Source organism: Algibacter pectinivorans (assembly GCF_900112595.1).
Taxonomy (GTDB): Bacteria; Bacteroidota; Bacteroidia; order Flavobacteriales; family Flavobacteriaceae; genus Algibacter_B; species Algibacter_B pectinivorans.
On the sequence record NZ_FOMI01000001.1, the window covers coordinates 395,363 to 412,086 of the forward strand.

Consider the following 16,724-nt stretch of genomic DNA (forward strand, 5'->3'; position numbering starts at 1 on the left):
TTATGAAACTATTTATTTGCTCCTTATTCTTATTAACGTTAACCGCTTGCAGTAGCAACTCTGTAAACGACAGAAACTGTAATTTTTTACTAGATATTGGCGTTAACGTTTCCATAGATTTAAGTTTACCGCAATACAGCCAATTAGCATTTGCCGGAAATTCGGTTTATATAGAAAACCAAGGTAATGCAGGAATTATAGTAGCCAGTACAGGCGTAGATTTTTATGCTTGGGATGCTGCAGACCCTAACCATGCGTTATCCGACTGCTCTGTAATTATACCTTCTGGATTAAATGGCACCTGCAGTTGTGGTGATGAGAACAGGTATAATTTTGTTACAGGAACTCTAGAAGGAAATAATGGGTTAAACTGTCCGTTAAAAAACTACCGCGTTCAAGTAAATGGTAATTCGCTTTTAATTTTTAATTAAAAATTTAACAGGTAAACCGTTTCTTAAATTTATTAGAGTCGTGTTTAACAATACATCTCGCAAAAACAAAATAGCCTTTTTACTTCGCATACCAGATTTACAATACACCACAAGTGGCTTGTTTGTGCTTATTTCATGATACCGTTCTTGAAGCTGACCTAAAGGTATATGTAAACCCCCTATATGATGCTGTTCGCGTTCCGAAATTTCACGTACATCTAGGAGATTATAATTGGATGTATTTTTAAGTAAGTCTTCCATTAAAATATCCTGATCTACTGATTCTATCCCACAGAAAACATTATAATCTTCCTCTAATTTAAGGATTTTTGACTCGTCGGTTTTAGAGAAACTTAAAATTATCTGACGCATAGATAATACATCAAAAACCAATAATTTATTAGCTAGCACGCCTTTTAAACCACAAATTATTTTAATAACCTCATTGGCTTGTAAACCCCCTATTATTCCCGGTAAAACTCCCATGACACCAATATCGGAACAATTTGGCGATGTGTCTGGTTTTGGAGGTGTTGGGTACAAACATCGATACGTTCCGCTGTCATTAAAATTAAACACACTTACTTGCCCTTCAAACTTAAATATGGAGCCATAAACCAATGGTTTATTTACAATTACAGCAGTATCATTGCACAAATAACGCGTTTGAAAATTATCGCTTCCATCCACAATAACATCGAAGGCTTTAAAAAGTGAAAGGGCATTTTTTATGGTAAGATTTTCGTTAAAAATCTGAAATTGAACAAAAGGATTTAACCTAGCTAATCGCTTTACAGCAACCTCTACTTTTGGCTTACCAACATCATCTACTGTGTATAAAATTTGACGTTGTAAGTTGGTTTGATCGACCACATCGTTATCTATAATCCCTAGCGTTCCCACACCGGCAGCCGTTAAATATTGTAATATAGGGCAACCCAGTCCGCCAGCACCAATAACCAAAACCTTAGCTTCTTTAAGTTTTAATTGCCCCTTAACACCTATTTCATTTAAAAGTATATGGCGACTATATTGCACCTGCTCTTCTTTGCTTAACATTCTATTTATCTTTTTTTATGATGCATCTAATTGAAATGCTGCCAATCCTTCCAAACAACTTCTAAACCTTGGTTTTTAAGCATTTTGGTGAAGGCTTCGGTGCTTCTTTCATCTGAAATTTCAAACTGTTCTAGCGATTGCGGTTCTACGGCATATCCACCAGGATTTGTTTTAGATTCCGAACTAATAGACGTGATACCTAATTGCACAATATGGTCTCTAAAGGTTTCACTTTCTCGCGTAGACATGGAAAGCTCTAAATCTTCATCCAATAATCTATAGGCACAAATAAGCTGTACCAAATCGGCATCGGTCATTTCAACCTTAGGCTCTAAACCTCCTGAGTGTGGACGCAGCCTTGGAAAAGAAATAGAGTACTTCGTTTTCCAATAATGTTTCTGTAAATATTTTAAATGTAGTGCTGTAAAAAAACTATCGGCCCGCCAATCTTCTAAGCCAAATAAAGCTCCTAAACCTATTTTATGAATACCCGCTTTACCCAAACGATCTGGAGTATCTAGGCGATATTCAAAATTAGATTTTTTGCCTTTTGGATGATGTTTTTTGTACTCATTTTTATGATAGGTTTCTTGATATACTAAAACCGCATACAGCCCATTTTCAATTAGCAATTCATACTCATTTTGCTCTAATGGCTGAACTTCAATACTAATATTAGAAAAATGAGGTTTTACTAACTTTATGGCATTATTTAAATAATTGACTCCTACCGTATTATTAGCTTCTCCAGTTACCAGCAACACATGGTCAAAACCTTTATTTTTCAAGAATTTAACCTCTTTTAAAATTTCACTATCTGTTAAGGTTCGTCTCGGTATTTTGTTAGTAAGACTAAAACCGCAATAGGTACAAATATTTTGGCATTCGTTACTTAAATATAAAGGCGCATACATTTGAATGGTGTTACCAAAGCGCTTTTTAGTAAGCTCGCGACTCATTTGTCCCATTTGCTCTAAAAACGGCTTCGCCGCAGGAGAAATTAAGGCTTTAAAATCTTCTAAACTTCGTTTATTACTAGCCAAAGCCACTTCTACATCGGCTTTTGTTTTGGCGTTAATACTAGCAAGTGTATCGTCCCAATTACAAGTATTAAAGTGTGTTTCAAATGCTGCCATAGCCTAAGTTTAATTCAAAAATGAGGTTAACGGACTACTAGCTTCGGCTTGGTTTTTAACTGGTGCTAGTTTTGCTTGGTATGCCATTCGACCCGCTTGAACCGCCATTTTAAAGGCCTCTGCCATTTCCACAGGATTTTGAGAAACTGCAATGGCTGTGTTTACTAAAACAGCATCGGCACCAATTTCCATGGCATGTGCCGCATGCGAAGGCGACCCAATACCAGCATCTACTATTACCGGTACGTTTGATTGTTCGATAATAATTTCTAAAAACTCTTGCGTTTTTAAGCCCTTATTACTTCCTATTGGTGCACCAAGCGGCATCACACATTGCACACCAACTTCCTCTAACCGTTTGCATAGTACAGGATCTGCATGTATGTATGGCATTACAACAAAGCCCTTTTTAACTAAAGCTTCGGCTGCCTTTAACGTTTCAATAGGGTCTGGTAATAAATATCTTGGGTCTGGATGAATTTCTAATTTTACCCAGTTAGTTTCTAGTGCTTCGCGTGATAATTCGGCTGCAAAAACAGCTTCTTTGGCATCTCTTACACCCGATGTATTAGGTAATAAATTAATTCGGGAGTGGTTTAAATGCAGTAAAATATCATCGTCTTTATCTTGAACATCTACACGTTTTAAAGCCACAGTAATTAACTCACTTTCGGAGGCTAACAAAGCGGATTTCATTAATGCCGAGGAGCTAAATTTTCCAGTACCAGTAAATAATCTAGAGGAAAATGTTTTATCTGCTATTTGTAATTTATTATTCATAATAAAAGCAACTTTTATTAAAAGGTTTAGTTTTTTTAATTTTTAATTTATTCGGGTTTCCAGCGTTGTTCTGGTGCTGTACCGCCGTTAATTAGTTCTTTAAACTTTGTTATTTTGTTAAAATCGCGAGTAATATCGCCTGAAACGGCAATACCAAAAACCCCGGTAATCATCAGGTCCAACACATCATTTAAGGTAATGCCGCCAATAGCAATAATTGGCGTATTGGTGTTTAAAGCTGAAATAATTTCGGCATACCCTTTTTCTCCTAAAACAGGACTTAAATTATCTTTTGTTTCGGTAAAACGAAAAGGCCCTAAGCCAATATAATCCACACCCTTATCAATAAGCGTTTGGCAATCTTGAAGCGTATTTGCGGTACCACCAATAATTTGCCAAGAGGCTAATGCTTTTCTGGCTACCGTTGGGCAAGCATCCTTTTTGCCTAAATGCACACCATCGGCTTTAACTTCTGCGGCCACTTTGTAGTGGTCGTTAATAATTAAACGCGTTTGGAAATGACTGGTAATTTCTCTTGCCTTTTTTGCTGTTTCTAAAATGGTTTTTGAATCGCATTTTTTTAATCGTAACTGAACCAACTCCGCTCCCGCTGCACAGGCACTGTGTATATTATTTAAATGGTCTTGTGGCGTAGCGCCTTGCGATATGTAGTGTAATGTTGTTTTCATGTTATTTTTTTGAATGAAAGCCTAATAATGAGGTATTAGAACTTAAAAATTTTTCGGTGTATTGTTTTCCTTTTAAACAGGCTTTAAATATTGGAAACTCTAGGGCTAAATAGCTTGTTATAGCAGATGATAGCACACAACCACTTCCATGTTTTTCGGTACAATTTTTAGACTTAGCATTAAACACAACATGTTTTTTGTTTTTAAGATGAAGTGTGTCTTGCCCTAATTTTTCGGGGTGATGCCCACCTTTTAAAAACAGATTGGTTTTAGATTGAATATATGTAATAGTTTCGCTGATGGTTTTGTCTGGGTATAATTGTTGAATTTCGTTGTAGTTAGGTGTAAGCAGATAGATTTTAGATAAAATAACATCTAGTTTTTCTGAAGGATTGCTATGAAAATTAAAATTAGAACTCGATTTTAAAATAGGATCTAATATGATTTTTACCTCAGGGTTTAGGCTATGTAATTTGTTGATGATAATTTCTAAAACATCCCAGTTTTGTACAATACCAATTTTAACGAAGTTGATTTGAAACCGTTTGAAAAGCACCTCTATTTGATTTAAAATAATTGAAACTGGCATCCAATGGCAAGTAATAAATGCCTTATCATCTTGTACTGTATTTGCTGTACAAACCGATAAACCATAACATTTTAAGGCTTCGAATGTTTTTACATCGGCGGTTAATCCGGCACCGTTGGTGGGATCGAAACCTGCAATGGTTAATATGTTTGGTCTGTTTTTCAAAGTTTGATATTACTATGTGCTGTTTGTAATTGGATGAAACTTTTTACTGGGTTTTCTGCATTCCAAACACCACCTAAAACACCAACGCCTTTAAAACCAAGTTTGAAGGTTTCTAAAATGGTATTGGCATTGATACCGCCCATACCAACAATAAATTTATCGATATGGTTGACGTTAAAACCACGACCCTGGTAACCTGCTTTAGAAATGGATGAAAACACCGGACTTAACAAATGGTAATCGAACTCGAAATGACAGTCGATAAGATCTTGAATTTCATGAAAGGAGGAGCTTATGGTTTTACCAAACATGCTTAGGTTTTTAAAATATTGCCCAGGATTATCAATGTGGTCTATTCGCTTTTGTTCTTGAAAATGAATGCCTTTTAAGGGATATGTATTAACAAGCTCATGAAAATAATGCACTACAACCCGGTTGTGATACTGGGCATCTATTTGGTTTAAATATGTACAATGCTGCTGGTAATTTTTTTCGGGTTTTCTAAGATGATAGTATTGTAAACCATGTTGAAATAACTGATTAAGTATTTCGATTTCGTTTGGAATATCGTGTTCTGGTGAAATTAAGACTATCATTTTCTTTATTTTTTGTTATGCGTTATGCTATGCCGTATCGCTGAGTTAGGGATTGCAGTGTAAAGCCCACAGCCCGACGTAGGAGGAGCGAGGACTTGCAACGGAAAGCCCGCCCGTGCTTTTTATTAAAAGCACGGGAACTCCCTTATTATTTTGTTAAAGATACACTTGCGATCCTTTTTCTTTGAATTCTTTCGATTTTTCTTTGAAACCTTTTGCAATAACCTCGTTATCGACAATATCGTTTTCTGCGGCAAAATCTCTAACTTCTTGAGAGATTTTCATGGAACAGAATTTTGGTCCGCACATGGAACAGAAATGGGCTATTTTGGCGCCTTCGGCAGGCAGGGTTTCATCGTGAAATTCGCGTGCCTTTTCGGGGTCTAAACCAAGGTTAAATTGGTCTTCCCAACGGAACTCGAAACGCGCCTTACTTAGTGCATTATCGCGATGTTGGGCTCCTGGATGTCCTTTTGCTAAATCGGCTGCATGGGCGGCCAATTTATAGGTAATAACGCCTTCTCTTACATCGTTTTTATTGGGTAGCCCTAAGTGCTCTTTTGGGGTAACGTAACACAAAACGGCACAACCATACCAGGCAATCATTGCAGCACCAATGCCGGAGGTTATATGATCGTAACCCGGGGCAATATCTGTGGTTAGTGGGCCTAAGGTGTAAAACGGAGCTTCGTCGCAATGTTCTAGTTGTTTGTCCATGTTTTCTTTAATCATGTGCATTGGTACGTGACCAGGCCCCTCGATAAAGCATTGTACATCGTGCTTACGTGCAATTTTGGTGAGTTCGCCTAATGTTTCTAATTCTGCAAATTGGGCTTCGTCGTTGGCATCGGCAATGGAGCCTGGGCGTAAACCATCGCCAAGTGAAAATGCTACATCGTATTGTTTTAAAATTTCGCAAATATCTTCGAAATGCGTGTACAAAAAGCTTTCTTTATGGTGCGCTAAACACCATTTTGCCATAATGGAGCCGCCGCGAGACACAATGCCTGTTACACGTTTTGCCGTCATGGGTACATAACGCAATAATACACCTGCGTGTATGGTAAAATAATCGACACCTTGTTCTGCTTGCTCAATTAAGGTATCTCTAAAAATTTCCCAAGTTAAATCTTCGGCTACACCATTTACTTTTTCTAAGGCTTGGTAGATAGGGACTGTACCAATTGGAACGGGCGAGTTACGTATAATCCACTCTCTAGTTTCGTGTATGTTTTTACCGGTTGATAAATCCATAATGGTATCGGCACCCCAACGGCATGCCCAAACCGACTTTTCTACTTCTTCTTCTATGGAAGATGTGGTGGCAGAATTACCAATATTAGCATTTACTTTTACTAAGAAATTTCGACCCAAAATCATAGGTTCGCTTTCTGGGTGATTTATGTTATTTGGTATTACCGCACGACCACGAGCCACTTCACTTCTTACAAATTCTGGTGAAATTTTATCGGGAATTGAGGCTCCAAAATTTTTGCCCTTATGTTGTTTTGCAATTTCAGTCATTTGGTCTATGCGTTGGTTTTCTCGAATTGCAATGTACTCCATTTCTGGAGTGATTATACCTTGTTTTGCATAGTGTAATTGGGTTACGTTTTTGCCTTTTACCGCTCTTTTAGGTTTGTGTTTTAAATTAAAACGTAGATGGTCTAAACTAGTATCGCTTAAACGTTGGTTACAATATTTTGAAGTAAACGCATTTAAGGTTTCCACATCGCCACGATCTTTAATCCATGCCTCGCGAATGCGCTCTAAACCATTTTGGATATTTATTTCCTTTTCTGAATCTGTATAAGGCCCCGAAGTATCGTAAACGGTTACCGGTTGATTTTGGGTTAATTTGCCTGTTATAGAATCTTTGGTATCACTTAAATAAATTTCGCGCATGGCTACTTTTATTTCTGGATATAGTTTTCCTGAAACATAGATTTTTTGGGAGTTAGGAAATGGGTTTCTAGTAACGCCGTTTTGTTGTGGTGCAGTATCTTTTTTCTTCATGTTTTTACCTTATGTTGTTAGACTTATATGTGATGAAACTATTTAATTAACCGCCTTGTGTAGACTTTATAATTAGGATATCATCCTGATTTTTAATAATGGTTGAAGGCCAATTGGTGTTTTTTACAACGTGTTGATTTATGGCCACAGCAATGCCGTTTGTGGACATTTTTAATTGCTCCACAAGCTGTTGTACCGTAGTTTGTTCTGGTATTTCGTAAGCAGTATTGTTTACTTTAATATACATGGTGTTGTAGTTAAATAAAGTAAACTCTAAGAAGAATAAGATAAAGCACGACAGCTGAATCTAATATTTCGAAAATAACTTTTCCCTACGTTGGTATTAGCCAAATCAGGTTCAAAGGATATGTCTCAAACTAGTATAAAACTAGCCACTCCTAAAGTTTACTATGTGTTTATGAACTAATACTAATTTCTTTTATAATTTTTAAAACCTTAATGTTAAACCTACTAAAAAGTTTGTACCCGCTTGCGGATAGTAGAAATTTTCAGTTATAGGCGCATCAGATGAACCTTCTGGTCTGTAATAATAGCTATACGTATATCCATTAGATACATATTCAGAATCAAACAAGTTATTAACTAATAGATTTAATGCTATTTCTTTAATCCATGTGGGTTGAAATTTGTATGATACGTTTAAGTTATTCACAAAATAAGCATCAATACTTTTACTATTGCTAGATGTATTATCTAAATATTGTTTTCCAACATATTTAGATAATAAGGCAATACTTCCGTTTTTAATTGGAGTAAAAGTTAAGGTGTTTCCAAAAATAACATTTGGTGAAAAAGAAATATCGGTATCCTCAAATTCTGTAACAATAGGTTCGTAAGATACAGTATCAAATGTATTTGGGTCGTATTGCGTATCGTAAACCACATAATCAAAAGCCTTAATCTTATTCTGGCTGAAAGTTGCATTAGCATCAATTCTAAATTGTTCTGACACTTTATATCCTGCCTGTAATTCAATACCAGCTCTATAACTTTTTTCTACATTTTGCCTAATAGGGTCGCCAACATCATCTAAATCGCCAGTTAAAACCAATTGGTCCTTATAATTCATATAATATAAATTGGCAGTAGTATAGAAATTAGGTGTTTTTAACTTATATCCAAATTCAAAATCGTGTAATCTTTCAGGTTTTGGCTGAATTGGATTTTTAGTTAAATCGTCTCTATTTGGCTCTCTGTTAGCAACAGCAAAAGAGCCATAAATACTGTTATAATTATCGAATTTATAAGTTAACCCGAATTTAGGATTGAAAAAATTATACGATTCAGATACATCAATATCTAATAAATCTGAACTAGTTCCAACCGATTCATAATCTACTTTTCTGAATTGTAAATCTAATAATGCAAAAAGATTAGAACTGATATTATACTCAGCTTTTACATACGTATTGTAATCTTTTTTATCACCATAACTAAAATAATAGTTGCTGTTAATAGGAATTTCAGAAGAAAATGAATCCCAAATAACTTCACCAAAATGGTCTCCTTTATAGGTATTATAACCTCCACCAAGGTATAGGCTTAAATCGTTCTTTTTATAATTAAGCGAATATACTAATGCAATAAAATCATTATCCAACCAGCGTCTTCTAATAACATCTCCTTCTTCTGAAGCATTTGGGTTATTTGGAAAATAATCTCCTAACTCTTCACCATCTTTATACTGCTCAAAATAGCCTTTTCCTCTAGTATAGTTTCCTGAAATATTAGCTGAAAAATTAGTGTTAAATTGATGCGAAGCATGTAATTGATAATGTGTTTGCTCGTAATTATCTACTTCATTTTTATAAGTATAATAATTATAGGTTCGTCCTGAATTTAAAAGATTTTCAGCTTCAGCTTCCGAAGGGAAATTTCTATCTATAAATGCCTGAATACCCGCTCTATCATTATTAACTACAGCTTCGGGTGTACCATACCAAGATTGGTATGTTTCTTCTTTACCTCCAAAAACAATGGCTTTAACTGACGTTTTCTCGTTTAAAAAACCCGTTTCTACGTAATACGAACTTAGGTCTGCTCTTGCTCTATCAATATATCCATCACTTTGAATGTTTGATAATCGTCCTTCTGCATAAAAGTTATTTTTTATTCCAGAACCGATACTAATATTGTGTTTTCTAGTACCAAAACTTCCAACTGCATTGGTTGTTGTAGCGTAACCTTCGGTTGAAGGATTTAAGGTTTTTAAATTTAAACTTGCTCCAAATGCAGCAGAACCATTAGTTGAAGTTCCTACGCCACGCTGAAGTTGTATATCTTCTACTGAAGACACAAAATCTGGCATATTCACCCAGAATGTTCCTTGGCTTTCGGAATCATTATAAGGGATACCGTTAATGGTTACATTTACTCTAGTAGCATCTGTACCACGAACACGAATTCCTGTATAACCAACACCGGCACCTGCATCACTAGTTGTAACTACAGATGGTAATTGGTCTAATAAAATAGGTAAATCTTGACCTAAATTAATGGACTCTAATTCTTCCTTTGAAATATTTGTAAATGCAACTGGTGTTTTATCTTTTGCTCTTGTTGCAGAGAGCAAGACTTCGTCAAGTTTTTCTGTTTTTGTTGAATCTTGAGTTTTTTGATTTTGTTGTGCGTTGGCACTGACTGATAACACTAAAAGTGTTAAAAAAAGAAATAAATTTTTCATTACGATTGTTTAAAATCGAATAAAAAGAGGTCATTATTCTTTATTGTTTATAAATAAACTTTGAACGTTTAACTTATACGAAATCATATAGTTAGTTTTAATATTCCTTAAATCGTTAATCATAGACAAATTAAGATTTAGAAGTAAAAAAACAACATTGATGACCTTATCGCACTCGCTAAAAATGTCCACCGGACATTTTCTTTACGCTCGCTTCCTAAACAGCATTACCTGTTCTAGGTTCAATGGGTATGATCTCAGCCGATATAGGCACCCCTTTTTGAGAACGCTGCAAAGTTAGTTAAGAATTAAGAATTAACAGTGAAAAATTAATAATTATTTAGTCAATGTTTGGCTTTTGCCTATTGCTCTTCTTTTCAGACTGTTTACGCTTACTTTTAAGGCGCTTTTTAATAACTGACTTAGGCACTTTTGTAGGTTTTCGCTTTTTTGGAACTTTTAAAGCTTCTTTTATCAACTCTAAAAAACGCTTAATAACGATTTCTTTATTTTTATGCTGGCTTCGGCTTTCGCCGCATTGCAGAATTAAAACACCTTCTGTTGTTAATCGATTTTGAAGTTTAATAAGAATACGTTCCTTTTGAGTATCATTGAGTACCAAGGACTCTAACACATTAAAAGTTAGTTCCACTTTTGAAGACACTTTATTTACATGCTGCCCGCCGCTGCCCGAACTTCTAATGGCTTTAAAATTTAACTCTTGCCGTATCGCATCTTCATTAAACATTATGACACTTGATGAACCGGTTTAAGCAAATCATTAACTGTTTTTACCGGGTTAAACGTTTCGAGAGGGACTTCAACAAAAATAGAATTCCAATATGCCATACTACCATTCCATAATCCTGGTAATTCTAAGGCCTGAATATCGACACCATTTTGAGTTTTGGTGGTAATAAAAGCAGCTTCAGGATCGACAAATTTAGATAAATCGAACTTGTTCCCTTTATAGTCTTTAACACCGCAAACTAAATCTGTTGGATTAAAATGCGTGGCTTTATAAACAATACTTTGCTGATTCTTTTTGCCAAAATTAATCTGAGCAAACTCCACGATTTGTAAAGACGTATTGCCATTTTTATCTTTAACCCAAAACGGTCCGCCTCCAGGTTCACCTTGGTTTTTAACCATGCCACATACACGAATTGGTCGGTTAAGTTTTTCTTTTAAATATTCTATTTTTTCTTGTGCAGTATACGCTTCAAAATCTACTATTATGGGCACATTTAATCTATATCTTAAAAATAATGCCATCACTTTAAAATCGGAATCGACTAAATGTCCTTCATCTAACTTATGCAAATAACTAAAAACCTTTTGCTGTGCTTCTAATAAAACACCGGCTAATAATTTCTTGTAATTTGAAAGCCCAATATTTCTGCCAGAAACAACAATATTATCAATGTTTTTTATGAAGATTAAATCGTTATCCAACTTATTTAAGTTCTCTAACAAGGCACCGTGTCCTGCTGGTCTGAATAAAATAGAACCATCTTCTTTTCGTACCACATCATCATTTGTTGCAAGTGCCACTGTTTCGGTCGCTTCGTTTTGATATGAAAACGACACGTTAAATGTGGTTTTTGTTTGCTTTTCTAAAGTTTCTCGTATTTTACTTAATTCATTTGAGAAATATAATTGATGATTTTTTGAAACCGTAAAATGAAGATTTGCTTGTCGGTTGGAATCTGCATATAACGTAGATTCGAATAAATGTTCTTCGAAAGCTGTTTTTACTTCGTTGTTATATTTATGAAACGGTAATAATCCCTTTGGAAAAAAACTATAATTTAAACCCTTTGCATCGAGCATAGTTTTAACAAATAGAAGTATTTTCTCGTCTCTTGATAAGCTCTCAAAATCAGGATTACTTTGTTTAACCTTCGATATTACTTCCTTATAAAATGGAAACTTCTCTAGTCCTTCGGCAAAAATTAAAATTAAGTTATCGTTTTTTCTTTCAGCATATTTCTCTAAAGTTTCCTTAGCCGGATTAAACCCCTTAAGAAATTGAAATAAAAATTTAAACATTCGTGTTGCTGCGCCCGAAGCTGGTACAAATTTTACAATAGATATATTGTTTTGTTCCGCTTCATATAAATCTATAAAGTTTTGAATCTCATTACCGTCATAACTTTCAATTCCTTTATCTACTGTAGCTGCCGCTAACAAATTAGAAAAAGTCATACCCTCTTTTAATCTGGTAACCTGAGCCTCTACGGCTTTTACCGAAATGCCTTTGCTTTTTAGTTGTTTAATATCTTGGTCTGAAAACATTATACTTTAGAGTTTAATAGTTTGTCTATATGTTTAATAGCGGTTTCTAAACGTGTTTTTATATCGCCTTTTAATATCACGTATGGTTTGTTATACTTTTCTAATGCCTCATGAAACGCATTAAACATGGTTTCGCGCTCCTCTGGCCTATCCCTTAAATCATCTGCCTCCCATGGCGTGTCAATATAAGTTAAAAAATACAAATTGTACGAATTTTGCACCGCATATTTCTCTAAATCGGGATCACAACTTTGGGAGTAAAAAGCTTCGGAATACACTTTGGTTTCTAACAAATCGGTATCGCAAATTAACACAGTATCTGTTTTTTGCGCCAATTCGTTTTCGAGTTTAATTTGGCCTTCGGCTATAGGTAGCAAGTCTTCTATCTCGCAAGTTTTTCTATGGTCGTTCCATTTTTTTTGCAAATAATCACGCGCATATTCTGGAACCCAAACCGAACTATAATACCGTGCTAACTGACGAGACAATGTGGTTTTTCCCGTAGATTCTGGCCCAAATAAAACTACTTTTATGCAGTTTGCGGGTTGTTGTTTATATTTTTCTTCCATGCTAAATAACCAAAAATTGCAATAACGGTAAATCCTAAATATTGTAAACTAGTAAATGTAAACCCTTTATAGAAATATAAAGGAACGGAAATAAGGTCGCCAATAATCCAGAAAACCCAATTCTCCAATTTGTGTCTTGCCATTAACCACATGCCAACAAAAAATATAGCTGTTGTAAAGGTATCAACATAGGCCACCCAACTTGTCCATTTACCAAACGTCATGTAAACTAAATACACAAATATTAAGGTGGCTAAAAATATAATTACACTTATCTTTTTCTCGTTAAATGACATTTTTGAAATTGGAGATACTTGAGTGTTGTTTTTAGTCCTTGTCCAAATATACCATCCATAAACACTCATTACAAAATAATAAGCGTTAATCATCATATCGCCTAACAACTCCCATTTATATAATAAATACACAAAAATAACAGTGCTTACCATACCTGTTGGAAACACCAAAATATTATTTTGTTTAGAATACAAAACGGAAAGAAAACCAAAAATTACGGCTACAATTTCAAGAACTATATCTGTAGTTTGGTATCCGGAATATTGTCCAAAGAAAAACTCAAAAAAGGCATTCATAATTAATATTTAAAGTTTTACTTTTTATTTAAGGCGTGGTATTAATTAATCATTTTTAGGTCTTCAAAAAACAAGTCATCACTTTCAAAAGCGGTACCAATAACAACTAAATCTGCTCCTGCTTTATAGGCTTGCTCTAGTTGTACCTTGCTTCGAATACCTCCTCCAACTATTAAAGGAATGGATAACGCCTCCTTTACCGATTGGATAATTTCTCCTGTAAGTGCTTGTTCTGCACCACTACCAGCTTCCAAATATATAAGTTTCATCCCTAATAATTGTCCTGCTTTAGCAGTATTAATTATGTGTTGTACGTTATCTCTTGATATAGGATTTGTTTTAGTAACACGTTGTACGGCAGTTTTCTTACCACTTTCAATTAAAATATACCCTGTAGATATAATCTCTAATTTTGTTTTATCTAGTTTTGAAATAGCTTGAACATGTTTTCCTATTAAATAATCTGGATTTCTACCAGAGAGCAAGGATAAAAACAAAATAGCATCTGCTTTTCCTGTTATCTGGGTAATATCACCCGGAAATAAAACTATAGGTAGAGCGGTATGTTTTTTAATTTCGGCAACCAGCGTATCGGTTACAAAATCATCTACAGTACTACCACCAACAAAAACGTGAGTGGCTATGGATGCGTTTACCTTATTTATAAATGCGCTTGTGTTTTCAACTAAAAACTTATCAGGATCAATTAATACGGCCAAAAGTTTCTCTTTTACCGAAACCGATTTTATTATATTTTGGTATGTGTCTTGTCTTTTTACCACGAATTCATTAATAATTTTCTTTGCGCTATGCTCTATTTTCTCTTTTCTTGTTTCTACTGTATAGCATAAGCACAGGTAAAACCTTCAAACTCTAAAAAGTAAATATTGTAGCGGTATTTTTTGTTTTTATAATCAATCCAGGCAATGGTTTCATGATCGCCTTCAGAAAACGGAATCACCAGACAATGCTGTTTAAAACTAAGCCCGGGCGTACAAAAAAGCTTGTATAAAGATTCCTTAACACACCAAATAGCAGTTAATTTCTTTACGTAATCTTCTACCTTATCGTTTAAATAATCATTTTCGTAATCAATAAACTTATGGGCAATCACTCCAATTTTGTCACGTTGCTTCTCAATATCAATACCCACAATTAAATCGCTTATAACAACCGCTGAGAAAGTAAACGAGTGTGTAATAGAAATTTGCTTACCATCCTTTAAATGGGGTTTACCATGTTCATCATAAAACAAATCGGCATCAGCGTACCCAAATTCTTGCAATAAGCAACGTACACTTAAAAAACCACGTTGGTGCAATTCACTTTTCATACCTAAAACACGATTTAGCGCCATTTCTTTCAAATTAACCGCCGCCATTAAATCTGTGTAAGATTCTGTAATCTTCCAGATTTTAACAGTAGTTTGTGAATTTGGGGTAATGGTTTTGTATAAAGGCATTTAATATTCTAAAAGTTAATAGTTATCTTTGCAAACTCTAAGTTGATAATGTGTTTTATAAAAGCGAATTTAAGTATTTTAAGTTCTAATCACAATGAAGCTTAGCATTAAAAAACAAAAGAAAATTACTATGAGTACAAAAACAATTCCTTACGTAGCTAGTAAAGTAAAAGACATTACACTTGCCGATTGGGGACGCAAAGAAATAAAATTGGCAGAAGCCGAAATGCCAGGTTTAATGAGTCTTCGTGAAGAGTACAAAAACGAGCAGCCATTAAAAGGAGCTCGCATTGCTGGATGTTTACACATGACCATACAAACAGCCGTTTTAATTGAAACCTTACAAGCACTAGGCGCCGAGGTAACTTGGAGTTCTTGTAACATTTTCTCAACTCAAGATCAGGCAGCAGCAGCCATTGCAGCAGCAGGAACAGCTGTTTACGCATGGAAAGACATGACCGAAGAAGAATTTGACTGGTGTATCGAGCAAACTCTTTTCTTTGGAGAAGACAGAAAACCATTAAACATGATTCTTGATGACGGTGGCGATTTAACCAACATGGTACTAGACAAGTATCCAGAATTGGCAGCAGGAATTAAAGGATTATCAGAAGAAACTACAACAGGTGTTCACCGTCTTTACGAGCGTGTAAAAAACGGAACATTACCAATGCCTGCTATTAACGTAAACGATTCTGTAACAAAATCTAAATTCGATAATAAATACGGATGTAAAGAATCTGCAGTAGATGCTATTCGTCGTGCAACCGATATTATGCTTGCCGGTAAACGTGTAACTGTTTGTGGTTATGGCGATGTTGGTAAAGGTACAGCAGCTTCATTTAAAGGTGCTGGTTCTATAGTAACAGTAACCGAAATCGATCCAATTTGTGCGCTTCAAGCTGCTATGGACGGTTTTGAAGTTAAAAAACTAGAAACTGTTGTTGCTAATTCAGATATTATTATCACAACTACAGGAAATAAAGATATTATCCAAGGGCGTCATTTCGAAGCTATGAAGGATAAGGTTATTGTATGTAACATTGGCCACTTCGATAACGAAATCGACATGGCTTGGTTAAACAAAAACCACGGTAACACAAAAGATACCATTAAGCCACAAGTAGATAAATATAATATTGCTGGAAAAGACATTATTATACTTGCCGAAGGGCGTTTAGTAAACTTAGGTTGTGCAACAGGACACCCAAGTTTTGTAATGAGTAACTCATTTACAAACCAAACTTTAGCGCAAATCGAACTTTGGAAAAATGCCGAAGCTTACGGAAACGAAGTTTATATGTTACCTAAACATCTAGACGAAAAAGTAGCGAAATTACACCTAGCAAAAATAGGTGTTGAGCTTACCGAGCTTCGCGAAGATCAAGCAACTTATATTGGAGTAACTGTAGATGGTCCATATAAGCCAGAACATTACCGTTATTAGGATAATAAAACATCCAATTATAAAATTCCAAATCCCAAGCATTCGTGTTTGGGATTTTTTTTTTGCTACAATTAGTCCTGAAACTAGATTAATTAAATGAAGCAGTTGGGCGTTACTTTTTACTCATACCTACAAGGTTTTTATTGTAAACCTTGCAGGATCGCAAAAAGTCGGGCTATTCGCTACAAGT

The 16,724-nt window shown here is 35.1% G+C and carries 17 protein-coding genes and 1 riboswitch; of the genes, 2 read left to right on the forward strand and 15 right to left on the reverse strand.

All coding sequences use genetic code 11. The annotated features are described in order from the left end of the window. Window positions 1-2: 2 nt before the first annotated feature. Window positions 3-431 carry a hypothetical protein gene (locus BMY96_RS01865; RefSeq protein ID WP_092848335.1) on the forward strand — a complete coding sequence of 143 codons (429 nt, stop codon included), beginning with the start codon at window positions 3-5 and terminating at the stop codon, window positions 429-431. Here BMY96_RS01865 and BMY96_RS01870 read toward each other — a convergent pair. From BMY96_RS01870 to BMY96_RS01940, 15 genes are all read right to left on the reverse strand, one after another. Next, window positions 417-1,490 carry a HesA/MoeB/ThiF family protein gene (locus BMY96_RS01870; protein ID WP_092848338.1) on the reverse strand — a complete coding sequence of 358 codons (1,074 nt, stop codon included), beginning with the start codon at window positions 1,488-1,490 and terminating at the stop codon, window positions 417-419. The genes BMY96_RS01865 and BMY96_RS01870 overlap by 15 nt on opposite strands. Window positions 1,491-1,516: 26 nt before the next feature. Next, window positions 1,517-2,626: a 2-iminoacetate synthase ThiH gene (gene thiH / locus BMY96_RS01875; protein WP_092848340.1), complete on the reverse strand. Its 1,110-nt coding sequence runs from the start codon at window positions 2,624-2,626 to the stop codon at window positions 1,517-1,519. A gap of 9 nt (window positions 2,627-2,635) precedes the next feature. Then, window positions 2,636-3,406, reverse strand: a complete 771-nt coding sequence (locus BMY96_RS01880) for a thiazole synthase (RefSeq protein WP_092848342.1) — start codon at window positions 3,404-3,406, stop codon at window positions 2,636-2,638. A gap of 47 nt (window positions 3,407-3,453) precedes the next feature. Next, window positions 3,454-4,095, reverse strand: coding sequence for a thiamine phosphate synthase (gene thiE, locus BMY96_RS01885; protein WP_092848344.1), 642 nt, complete (start codon window positions 4,093-4,095; stop codon window positions 3,454-3,456). A gap of 1 nt (window position 4,096) precedes the next feature. Beyond that, window positions 4,097-4,849, reverse strand: coding sequence for a hydroxymethylpyrimidine/phosphomethylpyrimidine kinase (locus BMY96_RS01890; protein WP_092848346.1), 753 nt, complete (start codon window positions 4,847-4,849; stop codon window positions 4,097-4,099). Further along, a complete protein-coding gene (locus BMY96_RS01895) occupies window positions 4,846-5,445 on the reverse strand; it encodes a thiamine phosphate synthase (RefSeq protein WP_092848348.1) in 600 nt (199 codons plus the stop codon). Before BMY96_RS01895 ends, BMY96_RS01890 begins: the two co-directional genes overlap by 4 nt. Window positions 5,446-5,601: 156 nt before the next feature. Then, window positions 5,602-7,461 carry a phosphomethylpyrimidine synthase ThiC gene (thiC, locus tag BMY96_RS01900; RefSeq protein ID WP_092848351.1) on the reverse strand — a complete coding sequence of 620 codons (1,860 nt, stop codon included), beginning with the start codon at window positions 7,459-7,461 and terminating at the stop codon, window positions 5,602-5,604. Window positions 7,462-7,507: 46 nt separating this feature from the next. Continuing rightward, complete coding sequence (gene thiS, locus BMY96_RS01905; protein WP_092848353.1) at window positions 7,508-7,708, reverse strand: sulfur carrier protein ThiS; 201 nt, start codon at window positions 7,706-7,708, stop codon at window positions 7,508-7,510. Between the two features lie 65 nt (window positions 7,709-7,773). Beyond that, window positions 7,774-7,871: riboswitch (TPP riboswitch) on the reverse strand. A gap of 38 nt (window positions 7,872-7,909) precedes the next feature. After that, complete coding sequence (locus BMY96_RS01910) at window positions 7,910-10,165, reverse strand: TonB-dependent receptor (RefSeq protein WP_092848355.1); 2,256 nt, start codon at window positions 10,163-10,165, stop codon at window positions 7,910-7,912. A 340-nt stretch (window positions 10,166-10,505) separates the two neighbouring features. Next, the gene (gene arfB, locus BMY96_RS01915; RefSeq protein WP_092848357.1) at window positions 10,506-10,913 is read right to left on the reverse strand and encodes an alternative ribosome rescue aminoacyl-tRNA hydrolase ArfB; all 408 of its coding nucleotides are present in this window, start codon (window positions 10,911-10,913) and stop codon (window positions 10,506-10,508) included. Then, a complete protein-coding gene (locus BMY96_RS01920; RefSeq protein ID WP_092848360.1) occupies window positions 10,913-12,463 on the reverse strand; it encodes a DUF4301 family protein in 1,551 nt (516 codons plus the stop codon). The genes arfB and BMY96_RS01920 overlap by 1 nt, the downstream gene beginning before the upstream one ends. Next, window positions 12,463-13,032 (reverse strand): AAA family ATPase, encoded by a 570-nt coding sequence (locus BMY96_RS01925; protein ID WP_092848363.1) that lies wholly within the window; start codon window positions 13,030-13,032, stop codon window positions 12,463-12,465. The genes BMY96_RS01920 and BMY96_RS01925 overlap by 1 nt, the downstream gene beginning before the upstream one ends. Next, window positions 12,993-13,625, reverse strand: a complete 633-nt coding sequence (pnuC, locus tag BMY96_RS01930; RefSeq protein WP_092848365.1) for a nicotinamide riboside transporter PnuC — start codon at window positions 13,623-13,625, stop codon at window positions 12,993-12,995. The genes BMY96_RS01925 and pnuC overlap by 40 nt, the downstream gene beginning before the upstream one ends. A 41-nt stretch (window positions 13,626-13,666) precedes the next feature. Beyond that, entirely contained in the window at window positions 13,667-14,407 is a 741-nt protein-coding gene (locus BMY96_RS01935; RefSeq protein ID WP_092848368.1) for a phosphoglycerol geranylgeranyltransferase, read from the reverse strand. A gap of 53 nt (window positions 14,408-14,460) precedes the next feature. Then, window positions 14,461-15,087, reverse strand: a complete 627-nt coding sequence (locus BMY96_RS01940; RefSeq protein WP_092848370.1) for a 4'-phosphopantetheinyl transferase family protein — start codon at window positions 15,085-15,087, stop codon at window positions 14,461-14,463. A gap of 130 nt (window positions 15,088-15,217) precedes the next feature. Between BMY96_RS01940 and ahcY the strand changes: the two genes are divergently transcribed. Continuing rightward, window positions 15,218-16,534, forward strand: coding sequence for an adenosylhomocysteinase (gene ahcY, locus BMY96_RS01945; RefSeq protein ID WP_092848776.1), 1,317 nt, complete (start codon window positions 15,218-15,220; stop codon window positions 16,532-16,534). Window positions 16,535-16,724 lie beyond the last annotated feature (190 nt).

Bases quoted from the DNA above. Each gene is read 5' to 3' on its own strand.
- BMY96_RS01895 (WP_092848348.1), bottom strand. From the start codon at position 5,445: ATGATAGTCTTAATTTCACCAGAACACGATATTCCAAACGAAATCGAA.
- thiS (WP_092848353.1), bottom strand. From the start codon at position 7,708: ATGTATATTAAAGTAAACAATACTGCTTACGAAATACCAGAACAAACT.
- BMY96_RS01880 (WP_092848342.1), bottom strand. From the start codon at position 3,406: ATGAATAATAAATTACAAATAGCAGATAAAACATTTTCCTCTAGATTA.
- BMY96_RS01925 (WP_092848363.1), bottom strand. From the start codon at position 13,032: ATGGAAGAAAAATATAAACAACAACCCGCAAACTGCATAAAAGTAGTT.
- ahcY (WP_092848776.1), top strand. From the start codon at position 15,218: ATGAGTACAAAAACAATTCCTTACGTAGCTAGTAAAGTAAAAGACATT.
- pnuC (WP_092848365.1), bottom strand. From the start codon at position 13,625: ATGAATGCCTTTTTTGAGTTTTTCTTTGGACAATATTCCGGATACCAA.
- thiC (WP_092848351.1), bottom strand. From the start codon at position 7,461: ATGAAGAAAAAAGATACTGCACCACAACAAAACGGCGTTACTAGAAAC.
- arfB (WP_092848357.1), bottom strand. From the start codon at position 10,913: ATGTTTAATGAAGATGCGATACGGCAAGAGTTAAATTTTAAAGCCATT.
- BMY96_RS01940 (WP_092848370.1), bottom strand. From the start codon at position 15,087: ATGCCTTTATACAAAACCATTACCCCAAATTCACAAACTACTGTTAAA.
- BMY96_RS01910 (WP_092848355.1), bottom strand. From the start codon at position 10,165: ATGAAAAATTTATTTCTTTTTTTAACACTTTTAGTGTTATCAGTCAGT.
- thiH (WP_092848340.1), bottom strand. From the start codon at position 2,626: ATGGCAGCATTTGAAACACACTTTAATACTTGTAATTGGGACGATACA.
- thiE (WP_092848344.1), bottom strand. From the start codon at position 4,095: ATGAAAACAACATTACACTACATATCGCAAGGCGCTACGCCACAAGAC.
- BMY96_RS01870 (WP_092848338.1), bottom strand. From the start codon at position 1,490: ATGTTAAGCAAAGAAGAGCAGGTGCAATATAGTCGCCATATACTTTTA.
- BMY96_RS01920 (WP_092848360.1), bottom strand. From the start codon at position 12,463: ATGTTTTCAGACCAAGATATTAAACAACTAAAAAGCAAAGGCATTTCG.
- BMY96_RS01865 (WP_092848335.1), top strand. From the start codon at position 3: ATGAAACTATTTATTTGCTCCTTATTCTTATTAACGTTAACCGCTTGC.